The 19746-nt window shown below is 39.8% G+C and carries 14 protein-coding genes and 1 pseudogene; 6 read left to right on the top strand and 9 right to left on the bottom strand.

The window, feature by feature from the left end:
- Nucleotides 1-21: 21 nt before the first annotated feature.
- Nucleotides 22-933 (bottom strand): carbamate kinase, encoded by a 912-nt coding sequence (locus tag DES39_RS03505; protein WP_121144365.1) that lies wholly within the window; start codon nt 931-933, stop codon nt 22-24.
- A 376-nt stretch (nt 934-1309) separates the two neighbouring features.
- On the opposite strand from DES39_RS03505, the gene fdrA reads away from it, so the two are divergent.
- From fdrA to allS, 4 genes are read left to right on the top strand one after another with little or no spacing between them, the layout of a single operon-like run.
- Complete coding sequence (gene fdrA / locus DES39_RS03500) at nt 1310-2977, top strand: acyl-CoA synthetase FdrA (protein ID WP_121144364.1); 1668 nt, start codon at nt 1310-1312, stop codon at nt 2975-2977.
- A 10-nt stretch (nt 2978-2987) separates the two neighbouring features.
- Nucleotides 2988-4256, top strand: coding sequence for a YlbE family protein (locus DES39_RS03495; protein WP_121144363.1), 1269 nt, complete (start codon nt 2988-2990; stop codon nt 4254-4256).
- Between the two features lie 4 nt (nt 4257-4260).
- Nucleotides 4261-5100, top strand: coding sequence for an oxamate carbamoyltransferase subunit AllH family protein (locus DES39_RS03490; protein ID WP_121144362.1), 840 nt, complete (start codon nt 4261-4263; stop codon nt 5098-5100).
- Between the two features lie 8 nt (nt 5101-5108).
- Nucleotides 5109-6032 (top strand): HTH-type transcriptional activator AllS, encoded by a 924-nt coding sequence (gene allS / locus DES39_RS03485; RefSeq protein WP_121144361.1) that lies wholly within the window; start codon nt 5109-5111, stop codon nt 6030-6032.
- Nucleotides 6033-6087: 55 nt separating this feature from the next.
- Here the strand turns inward: allS and allB are convergent, their stop codons facing one another.
- From allB to allC, 5 genes are all read right to left on the bottom strand, one after another.
- The gene (gene allB, locus DES39_RS03480; protein WP_121144360.1) at nt 6088-7455 is read right to left on the bottom strand and encodes an allantoinase AllB; all 1368 of its coding nucleotides are present in this window, start codon (nt 7453-7455) and stop codon (nt 6088-6090) included.
- A gap of 89 nt (nt 7456-7544) precedes the next feature.
- Complete coding sequence (locus DES39_RS03475; RefSeq protein WP_121144359.1) at nt 7545-8843, bottom strand: dicarboxylate/amino acid:cation symporter; 1299 nt, start codon at nt 8841-8843, stop codon at nt 7545-7547.
- Between the two features lie 38 nt (nt 8844-8881).
- Complete coding sequence (locus DES39_RS03470; RefSeq protein WP_121144358.1) at nt 8882-9775, bottom strand: ABC transporter substrate-binding protein; 894 nt, start codon at nt 9773-9775, stop codon at nt 8882-8884.
- A gap of 95 nt (nt 9776-9870) precedes the next feature.
- Nucleotides 9871-10650, bottom strand: a complete 780-nt coding sequence (gene allE / locus DES39_RS03465; protein ID WP_121144357.1) for a (S)-ureidoglycine aminohydrolase — start codon at nt 10648-10650, stop codon at nt 9871-9873.
- Between the two features lie 81 nt (nt 10651-10731).
- Nucleotides 10732-11955, bottom strand: a complete 1224-nt coding sequence (allC, locus tag DES39_RS03460; protein WP_121144356.1) for an allantoate deiminase — start codon at nt 11953-11955, stop codon at nt 10732-10734.
- A gap of 342 nt (nt 11956-12297) precedes the next feature.
- On the opposite strand from allC, the gene DES39_RS03455 reads away from it, so the two are divergent.
- Nucleotides 12298-13536, top strand: a complete 1239-nt coding sequence (locus DES39_RS03455; protein ID WP_121144355.1) for a pyridoxal-phosphate-dependent aminotransferase family protein — start codon at nt 12298-12300, stop codon at nt 13534-13536.
- A 105-nt stretch (nt 13537-13641) separates the two neighbouring features.
- On the opposite strand, the pseudogene DES39_RS03450 reads toward DES39_RS03455, so the two are convergent.
- From DES39_RS03450 to DES39_RS03440, 3 genes and pseudogenes are all read right to left on the bottom strand, one after another.
- Nucleotides 13642-15309 (bottom strand): annotated as a pseudogene (locus DES39_RS03450) (Orn/Lys/Arg family decarboxylase); the annotation flags it as partial.
- Nucleotides 15310-15831: 522 nt separating this feature from the next.
- Nucleotides 15832-16272, bottom strand: coding sequence for a copper resistance protein NlpE (locus DES39_RS03445; RefSeq protein ID WP_121144353.1), 441 nt, complete (start codon nt 16270-16272; stop codon nt 15832-15834).
- Nucleotides 16273-16340: 68 nt separating this feature from the next.
- Nucleotides 16341-17975, bottom strand: coding sequence for an ABC-F family ATPase (locus DES39_RS03440; RefSeq protein WP_425463980.1), 1635 nt, complete (start codon nt 17973-17975; stop codon nt 16341-16343).
- Nucleotides 17976-18326: 351 nt separating this feature from the next.
- Between DES39_RS03440 and DES39_RS03435 the strand changes: the two genes are divergently transcribed.
- Nucleotides 18327-19682 (top strand): Nramp family divalent metal transporter, encoded by a 1356-nt coding sequence (locus tag DES39_RS03435; RefSeq protein ID WP_121144352.1) that lies wholly within the window; start codon nt 18327-18329, stop codon nt 19680-19682.
- Nucleotides 19683-19746 lie beyond the last annotated feature (64 nt).

The following is a 19746-nucleotide window of genomic DNA, read 5'->3' as shown; positions in this document are numbered from 1 at the left end:
TAATGAGCATAAAATGAGGGATTATTTTGCTTTAGCCGAGATAATGGTGCCGGTTGTTCCTGCTAATAATTTTTCTAAATCATTTAGGCTACCGATATAAGCGGTGTTATTGGTCTGCTCAACAAAATCAATTGCTGACTGTACTTTCGGACCAATAGAACCATCTTCTTTCGCCAGTGAACGTAAATCATCTGGCTTAACTTTATGATAGGCTTTTTGCTGTGGCGTTCCCCAATTGGCATAAACAAAGTCGGTATCAGTTAAAATCATTAAATGGTCGGCGCCAAGTTCGGTGGCAAGTTTTGCTGCCGAGTGATCTTTATCAATCACCGCTTCAATGCCTTGATAACCCGTTTGTTCTTTAATCACTGGCACACCGCCACCGCCATTACAAATTAAAATCGTATCATCGGCTAACAATGTTTTGATAACATCAAGTTCAACGATTGTTTGCGGTTTAGGTGATGGTACAACTCGGCGAATGTATTTACCATCGGGCTTAAATGTCCAACCATATTGCTTAACTAGCTTTGCCTCATCTTCAGGTGCATAAACCGGACCAATGAATTTCGTGGGATTGTTAAATGAGGGATCGTTTTTATCGACTTCAACCTTGGTTAATAAGGTAATCACTTTTTTGACTTGCTTAAATTTTTGTAAGTTCTGACTAATCATATACCCGAGCATACCTTGAGTTTGCGCCACTAAAATATCTAATGGGTACGGCGCTAACTCTTTATATGCCGCATTTTGTAAAGCCAGCAAACCTACTTGAGGACCATTACCATGCACAATAATCACCTGATATTTGCCCGCTAAATTAGCGATCAATTTAGCGGTAGCATCAATGTTGTTATATTGGTTTTCAACGGTCAATGCTTCATTGCGTTTACAAATAGCATTACCGCCGAGTGCAATTACGATTAATTCCATTACATTCCACCTTATCTTTCTAATAGCAATCACGGTTAATCTTGTGATCTAGTCTACGTGCTCGCGATAAAATAAGTTGTGATCTATTTCATTGTTTTTACGCTATTAAAATTAATTCAACACTCATGATAACTTTATTGAAAAAATTTAAAAAAATTAAATAACAATTTGATTAATAAGGTTTTAAATGAAAACATTTTTTTAGCTTTTTGTGATATAGGTCACCAAATAATATTCAAGTAACGATAAGATACGGTAAATAAATTACATATCATAAATTGCCTTGTTCAATTTACAGCGGAATAAGTCATTTTGTTTAATACGGAAATTTTGTTGAATACAAAATCGTCGTCAATTACATTGAGGATAAAATTTTATGGTTCATGCATTCATAAAAAAAGGCAGTTTCCAAGATTCGGTTAGCTTAATGCTAATCTCAAAGAAACTCAGCCAAATCGAAGAAGTGAACGAAGTTTCTGTGATGATGGGAACCCCAGCCAATAAATCACTGCTTCGCAACACCGGATTTTGGAATGATCAATTTGATGAAGCGACCCCAAATGATATTTGTGTCGGCATTAAAGCCGAACACACCGATGTGGACATTGTCGCCCTCATTAGTGACAAATTAGAAGAATCATTAAAAAATGCTAATCAACAAAAAAGTGGCACACGTTTATTAAAAGCGCGTCGCTTGGCTAGTGCAATTAAAAAATTACCCGATGCAAATTTAGTGCTCATTTCGATCGCCGGTGAATATGCCAGCGAACTGGCCAATCAAGCCTTAGACCGTAATCTCAATGTGATGCTCTTTTCTGATAACGTTTCATTAGAAGATGAAATCCAATTAAAACAAAAAGCCACCGAAAAAGGGTTAATCGTGATGGGGCCAGACTGCGGCACATCAATTATCGCCGGAGCCCCATTAGCTTTCGCCAATGTTGTGCCACAAGGCAATATTGGTATTGTTGGCGCATCCGGAACCGGGATTCAAGAAATCACCTCACAAATTGCACTACATCAACAAGGTATAACTCATGCCATTGGCCTTGGTGGACGGGATTTGTCAGCAGATGTTGGCGGCATTAGTGCAATCACCGCATTAAATATGCTCAATCATGATGCTAACACCAAAATTATCACCTTTGTTTCTAAGCCGCCGGCTGCCAATGTACGGCAAAAAGTGATTGCGGCCATGCAGCAAATCGATAAACCGATTGTGGCGTTATTTTTAGGTAGTAAGCCAGAAAAAATGCAAGATAAGAATATCTATTTTGCTAATACATTAGACGAAGCGGCCCGTATTGCTTGCCAATTATCCAAAGTCGAACAAGCGGCTGAGCTTACGCCTCGCGTTAAAAATAAATTGATTCACGGTTTATATACCGGTGGCACATTAGCAGCAGAGTCTGCGATGTTATTAGCAGAAAAACTGAATGTGACAGCGTCATCGAGCCACGATAAAGGCGTCATGCTTGATGCTAAAGGACATAAAATTATTGATTTAGGCGATGATTTTTATACGGTTGGCAGGCCTCATCCAATGATTGATCCCTCAATTCGTGAACACGAAATCGCTCTGTTAGGTAAAAGACATGATGTTGGCGTGCTGCTGTTGGATTTGGTTATTGGCTATGGCGCTAACGCCAATCCCGCCCAATCGGTTATTGAGGGGGTGAAACAAGCAAATGAGCACCGTAATCAAGACAATCCATTAGTGGTTATTGCAACGGTAACAGGCACCGAACACGATCCACAAAATCGCACTAAGCAGATTAATGAATTAACAGAGCATGGCATTATTGTGTTAGATAATTTACCGCAAGCGGTATTATTGGCTTGTAAACTTATTGATCCGCTTTGTCATACTCAATCAACTCAAGCACCTCACCCTTTATTAACAAAGGTGAATATTATCAATGCAGGCTTAAGAAGTTTCGCTGAAGATGCACAATCTGCGGGTATTGCCGTGATTCATTATCAATGGGCACCGATTGCGGGCGGTAATCTTAAATTGGCGAATATCTTGAAAAAATTACAATGAGAGGCTAAAAATGACATATAACTCGATTAATGAAGCAAATGAAGCGATTATTGAACGTATTAAAGAAGCTCGCCCGCACTGGATTGGTGTAAAACCAGCCAAAGAAGCGGTACCAACTTTACAAACTGGCTATAAATTGCTGCATGCCGGTCCACCGATTAAATGGGATGATATGACGGGCCCAATGCAAGGTGCTTGTATTGGCGCAACCTTATTTGAAGGTTGGGCGAGCAATGAAACCGATGCGCTGGCATTACTTAAAAATGGCAAAGTCGAATTTATTCCATGCCACTCAGTCAATGCCGTCGGTCCAATGGGCGGAATCACTTCAGCTAACATGCCAATGTTAGAAGTGAAAAACCTACCGCATGGTAACGTTGCTTACTGTAATTTAAACGAAGGTATTGGTAAAGTGATGCGCTTTGGTGCATACGGTGAAGACGTACAGCAAAGACATCGTTGGATGCGAGACTCTCTTGCTCCAGCACTTAACGAAGCATTGCAACTGTTTGAAAACGGTATCGATTTAACCGCATTAATGGCACAAGCGATCACTATGGGAGATGAGTTTCATCAACGTAATATCGCCGCCTCTGCGCTACTGTTACGTACCTTATCGCCAAAATTAGTCAATCTCAACCGTCCTAAAGAGGAAATGAGTAAAATTTTTGACTTCTTAAGTGTAACCGATCAATTCTTCTTGAATGTGGCAATGGCATATTGTAAATCGGTGATGGATAGCGCCGCGACAATCAAAGCAGGAACGATTGTGACAGTCATGACCCGTAACGGTAAAGACTTTGGCATCAAAGTCAGTGGGCTTGGTGATCAATGGTTTACCGCGCCAGTTAATACACCCGAAGGGTTATTCTTCACCGGTTATAGCCAAGATGAAGCGAATGCCGATATTGGTGACAGTGCAATCACCGAAACATTTGGCGTGGGTGGCGCAGCTATGGTTGCAGCGCCGGGGGTAACGCGCTTTGTTGGCGCAGGTGGGCTTGATGCCGCTATTGAAACATCCGAAGAGATGAGCGAAATTTATGTGACCCATAACCCAATGCTACAAATCCCATCTTGGGACTTTCAGGGCAGCTGCCTAGGCCTTGATTTACGCCGTGTGGTAGAAACGGGCATTACACCACTGATTAATACCGGTATTGCGCATAAAAAAGCCGGTATTGGTCAAATTGGTGCAGGCACGGTGAGAGCGCCACTCGCCTGCTTTGAAAAAGCGCTCGTTGCATTAGCTGAAAAAATGAACATTAACGAGGAATAATACCATGACAATAGTGAAGCCTCTTGCTATTAGTGACAGTGTCCCGGCTCTAATAGGAACGCTTCACTGTTTAAGCATTCATGATCGCGTTATTAATCTGGTTAATGATAAACAGCAGTTAGTTACGCTCCATTGCCATCACAATGATATTAGCCCAATGGGCTATGTGCTAAAACAGCGTGATTTTGCTCATGTTAAAGAGCAATTAGCGGCTAACGCCTCGCTGCCTATGCGGCAAAAAGCAAATGGTATTGAGATAAACCAGCGTTTAATCAGCAATGATACGCGTAAATTGAATCTGATGATACACAAAAAATTTATCTCATCATTCACATTTATCGATCAATTGATGCATCAATTTGAGCATCAAACAGGCCTGTTTGGCCCGTTAAAATCGATCCGACAAAATACCCTGCCACCCGAGCTAAACAAATTAATCGAACAGATATTATTGCTGTTAGATGATGAACCTTATGATTTATCATTTTTGATTGGTTTAGGCCCAGGCCTAACGCCAACAGGAGATGATATCATTACCGGTATTTTACTGATTATTCAAGCAGACCCATTTTGTAGCCGTTTATTAAATCCAGTGCCACACACATTGAATTTGCCGTTACTTGACCCACAAACAACCCGCGTGAGTGCTAATTTTCTGGCTTATGCCGCGCAAGGAATATTTTCAGCAAATCTATTAAATGTGATACACTTAATCGGTAATAAACGTACAATTAATTTAACCTCAGTTAAACGTCTACTGAATTATGGTCATACGTCCGGAGCAGATATTTTGCTCGGTATTTGGCTAGGTTCCTTGATATTAGAAAAATATAAATACAGGTAGGTACTATTATGCTGGAACAAGAAACGATAAAAACTTTTATTACTGTCGTTGAATGTAATAGCTTTTCTAAAGCATCTAAAATTCTCTTTAAAACTCCAGCAACAATTACATATCGAATCAAAGCGTTAGAACAACAGCTTGGCATTCAGCTTTTTAAACGTACTACCCGGTCGATTACCTTAACACTCGCCGGGGAGCACCTGTATCTTAACTGCTGCAATTGGCTACGTTGGATAGAGAATATGCCAGAAGAGCTCAAAGAGATACAAAATGGCATTGAGCGGCAAATCAATATTACCATCAATAATCTGTTGTTCTCCCCCGAAGCAGTTGCCGATCTGTTAGCGTATTTAAAAAAACAGTTTCCGTTTACCCAATTTAATATCAAAAGACAAGTTTACATGGGCGTTTGGGACTCTTTACTCAATGGTGACAGCCATTTTGCCATTGGTGCAACGGGCTGGGAATCATTAGACTCGATGTTTAATATTTACCCGATTGGTGAAGTTTCATGGGTGTTTGTTGCTGAGCAAAACCACCCACTTGCCAAGATGACCGGCAGATTAAATAATGAAACGCTGCGTAATTTTGATGCCATTAATGTCGAAGATACCTCGATCAAAATGAGTAAACGCGTAGGCTGGTTACTGCCGGGTCAACGTGAAATTATTGTGCCTAACTTACAAACCAAGCTTGTTTGCCACCTAAAAGGCGTCAGCGCGGGATTTTTACCTAAAAGGTTATGCCAACCCTACCTTGATAGTAACCAACTCGTCACTTGTGATGTCGTTAACGCACGACTACCTTCCCAACTATCGATTGCCTGGAGAAAGAGCAATATGGGCAAAGTGATTAATGAACTGGTGACGCTATTTACCAATAATCACCCAATCGCGGAAGCGTTTTATACCAATATCGATATCAAACGCTAATAAAAAAGGATGATTTATATCATCCTTTTTTAAACTAAGTACACAATGCGTTATCTTAACGATAAATATACTCACCAAGCGGTTTATCAACCACGCCATTTTCTAGTGAATAGATCAATTGACCGCGCAAATATGTTTGGGCAATTTGTGCATTAATCGTTCTACCGACATATGGGCTGAATTTATTACGATACTCTAAGTCTGCCGCTTGTAAAACATACGATGAGTTCGGTTTAATTAATACCAAATCCGCATCTTTGCCAATTGCAATTGAGCCTTTGGTTGGTAAATTAAAGCGCTCCGCCGGCTTTTTCGCGATCAGATCAGCAAATGCTTTCAGTGATAGGCCTCTTTTTTGCACCCCTTCATCGAAGAAAATATCGACGTTATTTTGCACACCAGAGATACCACCCCACGCTTCAAAGGCATCGGTTTTCTCTTTTAAACCAGGTGAACAAGGTGAGTGATCCGAGACAACCGTTAATAACGCACCAGAAAAGATCTGTTGCCATAATCCCTCTTTAGCGGCTTGATCACGAATCGGCGGCGAACATTTTGCAGACATACCGATTTTATCTAACTCATCAGTGACAAAATAGAGGTAATGAAGGCAGGTTTCACATGTCACATCAACGCCTTCAGCGCGCGCTTTGCTCACTTCTTCAACCCCTTCCGGGCAAGCAACGTGACAGATATGGATTCGACAACCGGTAATTTTGGCCAGATAAATAGCGCGGCGAATCGCTTCCACTTCAGTAAACACCGGCCGAGTTGCCACATATTGCGCTAGCGTTGTTTCACCGCGTGCTCTGGCCGCTTTTGCCAGTCCGCTGGCGATAGTACCATTTTCAGCGTGAATAGCCAAAATTTTACCGGTTTTCGCAATCTGTTTCATCCCTTCATATAGGGTATAATCGTCCGCTTTATCAAAATCCCCTTCGATATTAGGATCGCCACACGTGGTCATAAAACACTTATAAGCCGCAACGCCCGCTTGATCTAACTCTTGAATGCCACCATTGATATTGTGTGGCACTAAGCCGCCATATGAAGCGACATCGACATGCAGTTTATCTTTGCCAGCTTGGTATTTTTTTGCAATGCTATCGGCATTGACGGTTGCCGGTAACTGATTAAGTGGCATTTCAACAAACGTCGTCACGCCGCCTTTAGCACAAGATCTCGTTCCGGTGACATAGCCTTCCCAATCGGCTCTCACGCCGCCAGGATCGGTAATATGCACATGCACATCGACCATGCCGGGACTAACAATTAATCCCTCAGCATCGATGATCTTATTTGCCTCACCTAAATCATAACCGATCGCGGCAATCTTGCCTTGTTTAACAGCAATATCAACCTTAACCTCACCTGAATCTAAAATTACTAAACCATTTTTAATGATTAAATCAAATTTGCTCATAATTGTCTCAATTCCTGTTTAACTTGAATATAAAGCAATGATCCGTACTGCCTCATTGCTTTACATTGCTATTTCATGTTACGACCAAATTACTTCCGTTCAGTTTGTGCCATTAACACGTCTAACGGAGTATTAAATACCTCTTTATCAAATTCACCGCGTTTTTTAGCCATCATAATAGAGCAGAAAATACTGCCCATAATATTACAAGGTACACGGGTAATTCCCAAGAAATAATCGACACCAAAGAAAATCACGGCGACATCTAACGGCACACCCGATAGATCACATACTACCGCTAATGACACCAGAGCGCCACCAATTACGCCAGGGTTACCAAATGCCGCAATCGTTGCGTAAATCGCTAATAAGAAATAAAACATCATATCCATAGGTGTGCCACTTAATGACATCGCCGCAACCACAATGACAACATTGGTAATCGGCCCACCATTAGTATTAAGCGAATTACCTAATGGTAGAATAAAATGAGACAGTTTCTCTTTGACACCTAAATATTTTGCATCTTGCATCGCAACGGGTAAACACATCGCCGTTGAAGTAGTGGTCACCGCAAAAATAATGACATTGGCACTCTTTTTAATCAGCATACCTAAGCTTAAACCATAGCGAACCGATATGTAGATAAAATAAAGTACTAAAAATGCAATATTAATCAAAGTGATATAGATTAACACCTGCCCTAATGAAATCAGTGTTTCAAGGCCTTTAGTTGCAATAGTATAAGATAAAATACCAAAAATACCGATAGGTGCAATGTACATCACCATCGTAATAATTTTCATAATGACCGCGCGAAACGCGAGTGTCACTTCCAGCAACGTTGATACGCCAGGCACCGTATCTTTGAGCATATTAATACATAAACCAAACAGGCAGCCAAACACAATAACTTGTAAGACAATTGGCTGAGAAAAAGCGACAAACACATTGCTTGGGAAAAAGTTAAGAATGATATCTTTTGCGCCTTTATGGGCGATCGAATGATCACCATTAGCAATTGCTTGCGCCGCCGCGAGAGGATCTTGAGCAAAAGGCAGCATAGAAGAGATAATGACAGCAAAAAATGCCGCGCACGCTGTGGTAATCAAAAATAATAACAGTGTTCGACCACCAACAGTGCCAAATTCTTTGAGATCTAGCGATGAAACCGACATCACTATTGAGCCAAAAATTAAGAATGGAATACACATATTCATTAAGTTGAGGAACATTTTACCGAGCATATCCAGGTAGGTTGGCAAGGTTTCCAGCACCGTATAATCGGCTTTATAAGCTTGAATGAATAACCCAACCGCAACCCCTAACAGCATCCCAATAATAATTCTGCCAGAGAGTCCTTTAAAAAATTTTACTAAATTTTGCATATTAACAAACCTTACAAGTGAGGGCGTAATCAATAAATTTAAATAACTTTTTTAACTACTTTGCGATAATCTAATGGCTTATCAAGGATATCACCTTCGACTAAGAATCCTTGCCAACGGGTGAGTTCTTGCTCCGTAATCTCAATTGATGGTGTCCACATACCAATTTGACAAAACCGATCAATGGTTGCAATGCCATCAGCCAATTTTACATGTGGCCAATTACGTTCAATAATGCTTTTACATCCCTTACCACCGTTCTCAAGCAGCCAAGTCGTGGCTTTTTGTAGCGCTTGATAGAATCGACCAGCCAAATTGTCAGGGTGATTAAACAGGGCTTCGGTGCCGTAATAGACACTCCACGGAATAATACCACCATGCCTCGAAAGATCGCAGTACAAATAGGCACGGCCATCAGCAATAAACTTATTAGCCATATCCGGTTGTAACACAATAAAATCACCAAATCCGCCTAAAAACATATCAATGATCATGGAGGTAGAAAAGTCATGAATAAACCGTATTTTTTGTATCTCCGCTCCGCCTTCTTTGGCACAGCCCGCAACCGATAAATAATGGCTTGCTCCATCACCGCCGGAAACCAAAACACGTTTATGCTCCATCGCCCGCCAATTTAACGGTTCAGCTATTTTTTGTCTTGACACGATGACGAGTGGGCAACGCGACGCAATTTTGGCAAATGAGTAATAATTAGCGATGCGATCCATATAGATTAGTGGCAACCAAATGCCGCCAACGACAACATCCGCATCTTGTTTATCGACATCCGTTAAGCACTGTGTCCAAGGGGAAGGAACATAAGATTCAACAATTAATCGTTGTTCTGCAAAAAAACCTTGTTCTTGCGCAACATATTCGGGCATATAATTCATCGACAATCCCGTTGCAGCAATTCTAAAAACCTGATTCATATTTATCGCTCCATGCTTAAAAAACCATAATAATGTTTAGTGATAGCCGTTATCTCGTTGATTTACGTCTATCACTAGCCGGCATTGTGATTGTCTTATAGCTCAACATCTCGATGACAATCTTTCGAATAAATATAACTCAGCGATTCATGACCTACCGCATAACACGCTTGCAGCGCATAAGCCGCCATAAAAATATAATCGTCTTTTTTGACTGGAATCCAATCATTATCTAACACATACATTCCCTCACCGCTCAGTAAATAAGCGCCGTGTTCTTGGACGTGGGTTTCAATGTAGCCATGGCTCGCACCCGGTTTGAACGTCAAGATATGAAAATTCATATCAAAGGCGAGCTCTTTAGGTAAAAAGTCTTGTACTGCGACATCGGTCATGCCTTCGTAATCGATTTTAGGTAAATTATTAACATTATTCGATACAACGTAAGGCTTATGACCAGCAAGAGGTTGATAACGGCGTTTATACAAAAACAGTTTTGACGTTGTGGTATTATTTTTTAAGTATAGTTTAACGCCAGGCGGACAATATAAAAACCCGCCACAAGTTAAGTCAAAATGCTGTGTATCAGCACTCGCCTTAACATCCCCTTCAATGACATAAACAAAAATCTCAATGCCTTCACCGCCAAAGCCTTGACGGTTTTCACCGCCTTGATTCATCGTGACAATATAATCGACAAATGATGCACCTAATTTTGGTGTAGCCAAAATCGTAATATCACAATTATCAAAGCCTGGGATCACGTTTTTCACCAGTCCATCTGGTGGAATTAACGCATAATTATCTTTTTTAATAACCGCTCTTGATGCAAGTAAATCTTTAGGATATCCCGTATTATTATTCAAATAACCCATCGTTGTTTTCCTTTATTAATCAATCTCATTTACTGTCTATGCCGTTTAATACTCTATAGCGTTAGTTCTTTACACTATGGTTTACTGATATGCTAATTGGTATAGCATATAGGTTAATGCTTTCACTCCTGCGGTTAAATCAGCAAGATGAGTATGTTCGGCAGGATTATGGCTAATACCCGCAACACTGGGTACAAAGATCATTGTTGTTGGTACGCGTGGTGCAAAAATTTGTGAATCGTGACCCGCGCCACTATGCATCACTCGGTAGTTAAGACCTGCGGCTTGGCACTGCTGTTCAAGCAGCTTAGTTAAATGTCCATTCATTGGAATCGGCGCTTCATCCATCCATAATGAGATGTCGATCGACATGCCTAATTCGGTCGCAATCCGCCGCATATCCGCTTCAAGTTCTTTGGTGAAATCAATTAATACCTGCTGATCAGTATGGCGGCAATCGATTGAAAAGAGCACCTCACCGGGTACCACGTTAACCACATTCGGTTTTGGATTCACTCGGCCAAATGTCAGTACTAAAGGATCACCATACTGCACCGCTTTATCAATTGATTCATGACAAATACAGCTAAACGCATAGACCGCATCTTTGCGATAATTCATTGGTGTTGTACCGGCGTGATTGGCTTGCCCTCTTAAAGTGACGTTGTAACGCCTTTGACCGACGATACTCGTAACCACACCAATGCTTTTTTGTTCTCTCTCCAGCACGCCACCTTGTTCGATATGCAGTTCCACAAAAGCTTTAATATCATTGCGTGGTGGTTTGCTATTAAAATTAAAGCCACATGATGTCATCGCATCAACAAAATTAATACCATCTTGATCTTTAATGTGCTTAACGTCGTTAGGATTAGCAATAGCAAAAATATTTTTACTGCCCCAGTAGGTAAAAGGGAATCGGCTGCCTTCCTCTTCCGCTAATGAGACAACTTCAAGGGGTCTTAATGGCTTACCGTATGTTTGATATAAATATTTAATGGCTAAAAAAGCCCCCACAATGCCAAACTGGCCATCAAGTTTACCACCATTAACCACCGTATCAACGTGAGACCCAGACATGATAACCGGCTCGTTAGCGTGCTGGCCTTCTATGCGCCCAAATAAGTTACCGACATCATCAAAATAAGCGGTCATATTTGCCTGCTCCATACGAGCTTTTAATTCATGCTGCACTCTCACCCATTCAGGCGTGTATAGCAATCGTGTTGTTCCGCCATTTTCTAAGCCACCAAAACTGGCGATCCAATTTACCATTTCAGCGACATCTTTTTCTAAAATATTCATACTGATGACCCTTATTACCGTTAATCCCTGTCATTGACAGTCAAATTTGTTATCCTTAATGTAACACTGATTACTTGAATCAATCTACATAAGTTAAACGTAAGTTGCCTTCTCTGTTTTAAATTCAGTATACTAAACCAAGCTTTAGGAGCATTATAATTCAATCAAAATCCGAAAATGTGACACAGATATTTATTTAATCACTATTAAAAAAAATTTAATTAATGAAATAATAAAATTACAAGTTTTTATACAATTAATTAGTTATTTGATTATTTACAATTTTTTGTAGTAATTTGTAGATCATTATCATGTTTTATCGCTTTAAATAGGAGTCTATGGATGTTAGATATTGCGCAATATGATCAGATTAATCCGCCTTATCGCTTATTAATGGGGCCAGGACCAGTTAATGCCGATCCTCGAATTACCCGCTCTATGGCCGCCCCGCTCATTGGACAATTTGATCCCGTGATGACCGACTATATGAATCAAACGATGGCACTTTATCGCGATATATTCAAAACGACTAATCAACAAACTTTCGTGATTGATGGCACAGCAAGAGCCGGCATTGAAGCGGTTTTAATGTCAACGATTCGCCCGAATGATAAAGTCCTCATTCCGGTTTTTGGTCGATTTGGTTTGTTGTTATGTGAAATTGCGAAACGTTGCCGGGCAGAAATTTACACTATCGAAATGCCTTGGGGACAAGTTTTTAGCCCTGATATGATTGAAGATGCCATCAAAAAAGTGAAACCTCGCCTACTGTTATGCGTGCAAGGTGATACATCAACCACCATGTTACAACCGCTCGATGAAATTGGTCAGATTTGCCGACGTCACGGTGTGATTAGTTATGTTGATGCAACGGCCTCAATCATTGGTAATCCATTAGAAGTCGATAAGTGGCAGTTAGATGGCGTGTCAGTTAGTTTACAAAAATGCTTCAGTGGCCCACCTGGCGTCGCACCAATTACACTACATGATAATATGGTTGAACTGATTCAAAAACGTAAATGTGTTGAATCTGGTATCCGCCGTGATGATGAAGTTGATGGCAGTGATGAGATGATTTACTCAAACTATTTTGATCTCGACATGATTATGCGCTATTGGGGTGCTGAGCGAATCAATCACCATACCGAAGCAACCAGCATGCTATTTGCCGCGCGTGAAAGTGCACGAATTGTCCTACAAGAAGGTCTGGATAATGCGATCGCTCGTCACCAAATCAATGGTAAAGCGATGCTCGCGGGTTTACAAGCGATGGACCTTGAGATTTTTGGTGATGTGAGCCATAAAATGAATAACGTTGTCGGTGTCATTAAGCCGAAAAATATCGATGATGCACAATTACGTAACTTGATGCTATCTGATTTTGCTATCGAAATTGGTTCATCATTTGGACCACTTAAAGGCAATGTTTGGCGCATTGGCACAATGGGATACAACGCCCGTAAAGATTGTGTGATGCAAACTTTAACCGCCTTTGAAGCGGTATTAAATAAATTAGGCCATAAAACTAAATACGGTGAAGCCTTACAAGCGGCTTGGAACTGTTATTCAGCAGACAAGTAATCGATTTTATCGCGCTAATTAACAACATCGATTATGTGCAATAACCGATGTTGTTTGCTATTTAACGCCATGAAATTATTTCGCTATAACTCGGCATTTGTCGCGCTACTGAGCCAATACTTTCACAACATATTCGCCGTTATCGTTTTCATATACGCCATGAATATCAGCCTCAAAGCCGGGATAGTGTGAACCAATTTCACACAGTATCTCAAGATAGCTTACAATTGGTTGATTATCCGCTGTTACTTTTTCACCAGGCATAATCAAAGGCACTCCAGGTGGATATGGAGTAATCATATTGGCACTGACTTTACCACTAATATCTTTTAATGCACATTCCGTCACATTACCTAAAATCACTTGTTGAAAAGCATCATAAGGCGTCATTTCCATCACGGGTAATTCATCCAATGCCTGATACATTAATTCGGGTAAATGGTGATGTTTGATTAATTGATGAATACCTTGTGCTAGCTGTTGAATTCGCATGTTGTGATAAAAATCCGGATCCTTTTTATACAGTTCTGGCATCACATCACGAATTTTAAGGTTAGCATCATACACACGCTTAAACTCCATTAATGTGCCTAATAGCGTTGACGATTTTGTTTTATCGATACGAAACAGGAATAATAAAGAATAATGCCCAGTTTTTTCAACAATAATGCCATTTTCATCTAAAAACTGAGCCACTAGCGAAGCCGGAATACCAGTATCTTCTAATTGACCATGCACATCGATACCCGGCGTTAATAGCGTCACTTTAATCGGATCAAGGTACATGTGATCATCATCGATATGATTAAAACCGTGCCAGTTATTATCACGATTTAAAGGCCAGCAATCAATTTTTTCAATATTATCTGGCTGCCAAGCATTAAAGAACCAGCTATTAGACTCTTTGTTGATGCGATCGATCTCTTTACGAAAATTGATTGCTTGTTCAATCGATTGGTTAATCAAATGCTCATCAGCCGCAACACATATCATGGCAGCTGTTACCTCACTCGATGCCAATGGCCAGGTTGTGGAATGCATCATGTACCCTTGATTAAACACTCTTTCATTGACGTCGCCTTTAATATGAATCATTGCGGCCGGTGAACATGCCGCTAATAATTCACGTGTAGATTGGGTTTCATAAATCGTTTTATTTTCTACTCTACTGCCACTCATACCCGCTTTACCTTGGTAAATCGGGTGGAAATGAGTATAAGGTACCCAAGCGGAATCAAAATGAATCGATTTAACATCTAACGTACGTTTAATGTAATTGGTATTATAAAATAAGCCACTATGAGTCGAGTTGGTAATAATTGCATGAACTGGCCAAGTCGCATTGGCAGTTTTCTCAACTAATGATTCAATATGGGCTTTGGTGTACTCTGCTTTAGGAATGCCACCTAACATACCGTGAGCATTTCGCGTCGGTCGTAAATAAATCGGCGTCACATTGGTCATCATCATTAAATGGGCAATTGATTTGTGACAGTTACGATCGACAATAATTGTGCTACCAGCCGGGCAAGCATATATACCAACAATTTTATTAGCTGTCGACATACCGTTAGTGACAATAAAGCTATGCTCAGCATTAAAGGTATCAGCAATACACTTTTGAGCATGTTTATTTAAGCTTGAATGATCAAGCGGTAATCCCAAACGCGAGTCCAAAATTGACACATCTGCATTCATTGTATTTTCACCATAAAAGTCATAACAAAATGAGCTGAATTGACTTAGTTCAAAATTATTTCCAACCATGTGTCCGCAAGGGGAATGTAATTAGACACAAACATAGGCTAATAAAATTGTTCCAAATAATGTGATAATCTAACTAATTAATGCAATAGAACCAATATTAGGAAATTGGTGGGCAAAAGGGCAATATCGGCGCCCATCATATTACTTATAATTATCGCTGTGCAGGCAATCAGCCCTATTTGTTTTCCACTTTTGTTAAAAAATAAACTAAAAAGGTTGAAGTTGAGTATACGTTTGATGATAAAAAAACAAAAATATCAAAATTGTGATTTATTTGTTTTTTACAGCGTCATTGACTAATTTTTTACAATTGATAATAATTAAAACTCAAAACTAACAATCGAACAGGATAAATACTTGTCACCGCTTAAGTGAGTATCGGCGACTGAATGGAAAATCAATATTAATTATTGAATTATGCGATATTTTAACGGCCCGTAAGATTGTTAAAACCGGTATGAGGATTGGGAATAAAACGACATAAAGTCATCATGCCGTTTTATTTGATCAAATAGATAATAATTCGTTTTAATGAGTCTGATTGGTTTGATTAGCATCAAACACTTGTGTCTGTTTTAAAGTATAATTTAGCTGGCTATGAATCGGATTGCCTTCCATATCATAAGCTGTTACATAGCCCTCACCGACAAAAAACGTTCTTTTTTCGCTACCGTCTTGTAAATAAATGACCGGCTGGGTTTTGTTCCACTCAATTTTACCGACAGTAACTTCTGGAATATAACGCATTTTGCCTTTTTCATAGACTTCTTGTAACTTAAAAGAACCATCTTGATTGAGTGTTAATGTCGTGTTTATCCCTTCGCAATCAGCGCACGGTAAAACGCCTTGATAAATACCCGCCCAATCCAGAGATGTTTGGGTCATTGAACCATCCACTGTCTGCTGATGGTTTGACGATGAACATCCAACCATCACCATTGCGGCAAAAATAATACTGAATTTTTTCATATAACCTCTCCAATTTATCGACCATGACACTTACTGTTCCCCATCAATGCCTTGACATGATGAGATTTTTAATCAATACCTCTGCTACGTAAGTAATCTTCATAATTACCCGTATAATCTGTCACTTTATTCGATGTAATTTCGATGACACGCGTTGCTAATGAACTGACGAATTCGCGATCGTGCGAAACAAAAAATAACGTTCCTTTATACAATTCTAGTGCCATATTTAGTGATTCAATCGACTCCATATCCAAGTGGTTAGTTGGTTCATCCATAACAATAATATTAGGCCTTTGCATCATTAATTTACCAAATAACATTCGACCTTTCTCACCACCAGAGAGCACTTTAACTTTCTTTTTAATATCATCTTGCGAAAACAACAACCGACCGAGAATACCTCTTACTACCTGCTCATCATCATTCGGCTGTTTCCATTGACTCATCCAGTCGAATACGGTCAACGCATCGTCGAATTCAAACTCATGATCTTGTGCATAATAACCAATATTAGCATTTTCAGACCACTTGACATCACCTTCATCGGCGGCAAGTTCACCCATTAATGTTTTGAGTAATGTTGTTTTACCAATCCCATTGGTCCCTAAAATCGCCACTTTCTCGCCCACTTCAACCATTAAATTCAAGTTTTTAAATAATGGATCGTTATCAAATCCTTTCGCTAAATTTTCAACCACTAATGCGTTACGATACAACTTTTTATCTTGTTCAAAGCGGATAAATGGATTTTGACGGCTAGAGGCTTTCACCTCTTCAAGCTGAATTTTTTCAATCTGCTTCGCACGAGAAGTCGCCTGTTTAGATTTTGACGCATTAGCACTAAAACGACTCACAAAAGATTGTAATTCACTAATTTGGGCTTTCTTTTTGGCATTATCCGATAATAGGCGCTCTCTTGCTTGCGTTGCAGCTGTCATGTAATCATCATAGTTACCCGGGTAGATACGCAGTTCGCCATAATCCATATCTGCCATATGCGTACACACCATATTGAGGAAGTGACGGTCATGTGAAATGATAATCATGGTGCTCTCACGCTCATTAAGCACTTGTTCAAGCCAACGAATTGTATCAATATCCAAGTTATTGGTCGGTTCATCAAGCAATAAAATATCAGGATTAGAAAACAGCGCCTGAGCAAGCAAAACACGTAGTTTCCAACCAGGTGCCACTTCACTCATTAAACCGTAATGCTGTTCAAGTGGAATACCAACACCTAATAACAGCTCTCCTGCCCTCGCTTCTGCGCTATAGCCATCCATTTCAGCATACTGGACTTCAAGGTCTGCCACTTTATAGCCATCTTCTTCGCTCATTTCAGCTAACGCATAGATGCGATCGCGCTCTTGTTTAACTTGCCACAGTTCGCCATGCCCCATAATAACGGTATCTAATACGCTATATTGTTCAAACGCAAATTGATCTTGTCTTAATTTACCAAGACGCTCATGTGGATCTAATGCAACATTTCCAGCAGTTGGTACTAAATCGCCACCTAATATCTTCATAAAAGTCGATTTACCACTACCATTAGCGCCGATTAAGCCATAGCGATTACCATTACCAAATTTAACAGAAACATTTTCAAATAAAGGCTTGCTACCGAATTGCATTGTAATATTATTTGTACTTAACACTGGATTGACTCTCAAAAATAAAACGACACCGACATTCGACATGAATGCAGTGAAAATGTGATTTGCTGCATATTATGCCACAATCCACGACTTGGTGCGAGTAAAGAGTGAGGAAACGCATCTCTTACCTTTGACTATAAAAAATCGTTCAACACCTAAATATTATTCGATCGACTAAGCTAAATGCTTACGAATTATCACTTAATCGTAGTGATTATTTTAATATTAACAATATTTAGCGATATTTCCCTTTTAAATATAAAAAATGCCATTAAATTAAACACATCTCGTGATATATTAATCAACAAACATTATCTTAAATCACTTGATTTTGAGTAATATCTAAATGATAATAATTATCATTACCAACTGAGATTCTTATTTAGGTACCTTATGTTCAAAAATTCTAACCTCAGCCTTGAGGAAATTAATAATACAGTGCCAATCGCGAATGCGAAATCGAGTTTTGCACGCAAACTATTTGCTTTTTCAGGTCCTGGAGCTTTGGTTGCGGTAGGATACATGGATCCTGGCAATTGGATTACCTCAATTCAGGGTGGTGCATTATATAGCTATTTGCTTTTATCGGTAATTTTATTATCTAGTTTAATTGCCATGTTATTACAAGCAATGTGTGCCAAATTAGGGATTGTCACTGGCCTTGACTTAGCACAAGCCACGCGCGCTAAGGTCAGTAAAAAAACAGCATATGTTTTATGGATAACAACTGAGCTGGCTATCATGGCGACTGAAATTGCAGAGGTGATTGGCAGTGCCGTGGCCCTTAATTTATTATTTAATATCCCATTACTACTTGGCGTTTTAGTGACAATATTAGACGTGTTTGTCCTTTTGTTATTAATAAAACTCGGCTTTCGTAAAATTGAAGCATTTGTTTTTGCGCTTATTTTAACTATTTTCCTTATCTTTCTATATGAGGTGTTGATCTCCCAGCCCAATTTTGCTGAGATTATTAATGGCTTTATTCCCAGAACAGATATCTTTACCGCCACTGTTGCTGGTCATGATTCTGCCCTACTGATTGCGCTAGGTATTGTTGGTGCAACAGTGATGCCACACAATTTATACTTACATTCATCCATTGTGCAATCAAGGCAGTATGACCGCAATGATCCAAAGCACATTAAAGAAGCGGTCAAACTGGCAACGATCGATTCGAATATTCAATTAGGCTTTTCATTTATTATAAACTGTTTACTCTTAATTCTTGGCGCATCGTTATTTTATGGTAATGACCCGGATAACTTAGGTCGATTTACGCAGTTATATGATGCGCTTAAAAGCCCTGAAATTGTCGGCACTATTGCCAGTTCAACCATGGCCACGCTTTTTGCTGTTGCGCTATTAGCTTCTGGTCAAAATGCAACCATTACTGGCACGCTAACTGGGCAAATCGTCATGGAAGGTTTTGTGCATTTATCGTTACCTTCTTGGTTAAGACGATTAATTACCCGCTCAATGGCGATATTACCGGTTATTTTGTGCATCTGGTTATGGGGCGATAAAGAAGACGTTGTTGAAAAACTGTTAATTTACACTCAAGTCTTTTTAAGCATCGCCCTGCCAATATCGATGGTGCCACTAATTGCCATCACCTCGAACAAAAAGGTTATGGGGCAATTTGTTAATTCAGCTTGGGTGAAATGGATTGGTTGGTTTGCAACAGGTTTATTGATAATTTTGAATATGCAACTTATTTTCGAAACGTTCAGTATATGGATGTCGTAGTGGCGGCAACAAATTAGCTAGCTCCACGAGAATTAACTAAGTGGCAATAATCAAACGGGCTTAA

This window comes from Orbus hercynius (assembly GCF_003634275.1).
Classification (GTDB): domain Bacteria; phylum Pseudomonadota; class Gammaproteobacteria; order Enterobacterales; family Orbaceae; genus Orbus; species Orbus hercynius.
Note: the sequence above shows the minus strand (reverse complement) of the source record. Positions and strands in the feature narration are given on the sequence as shown.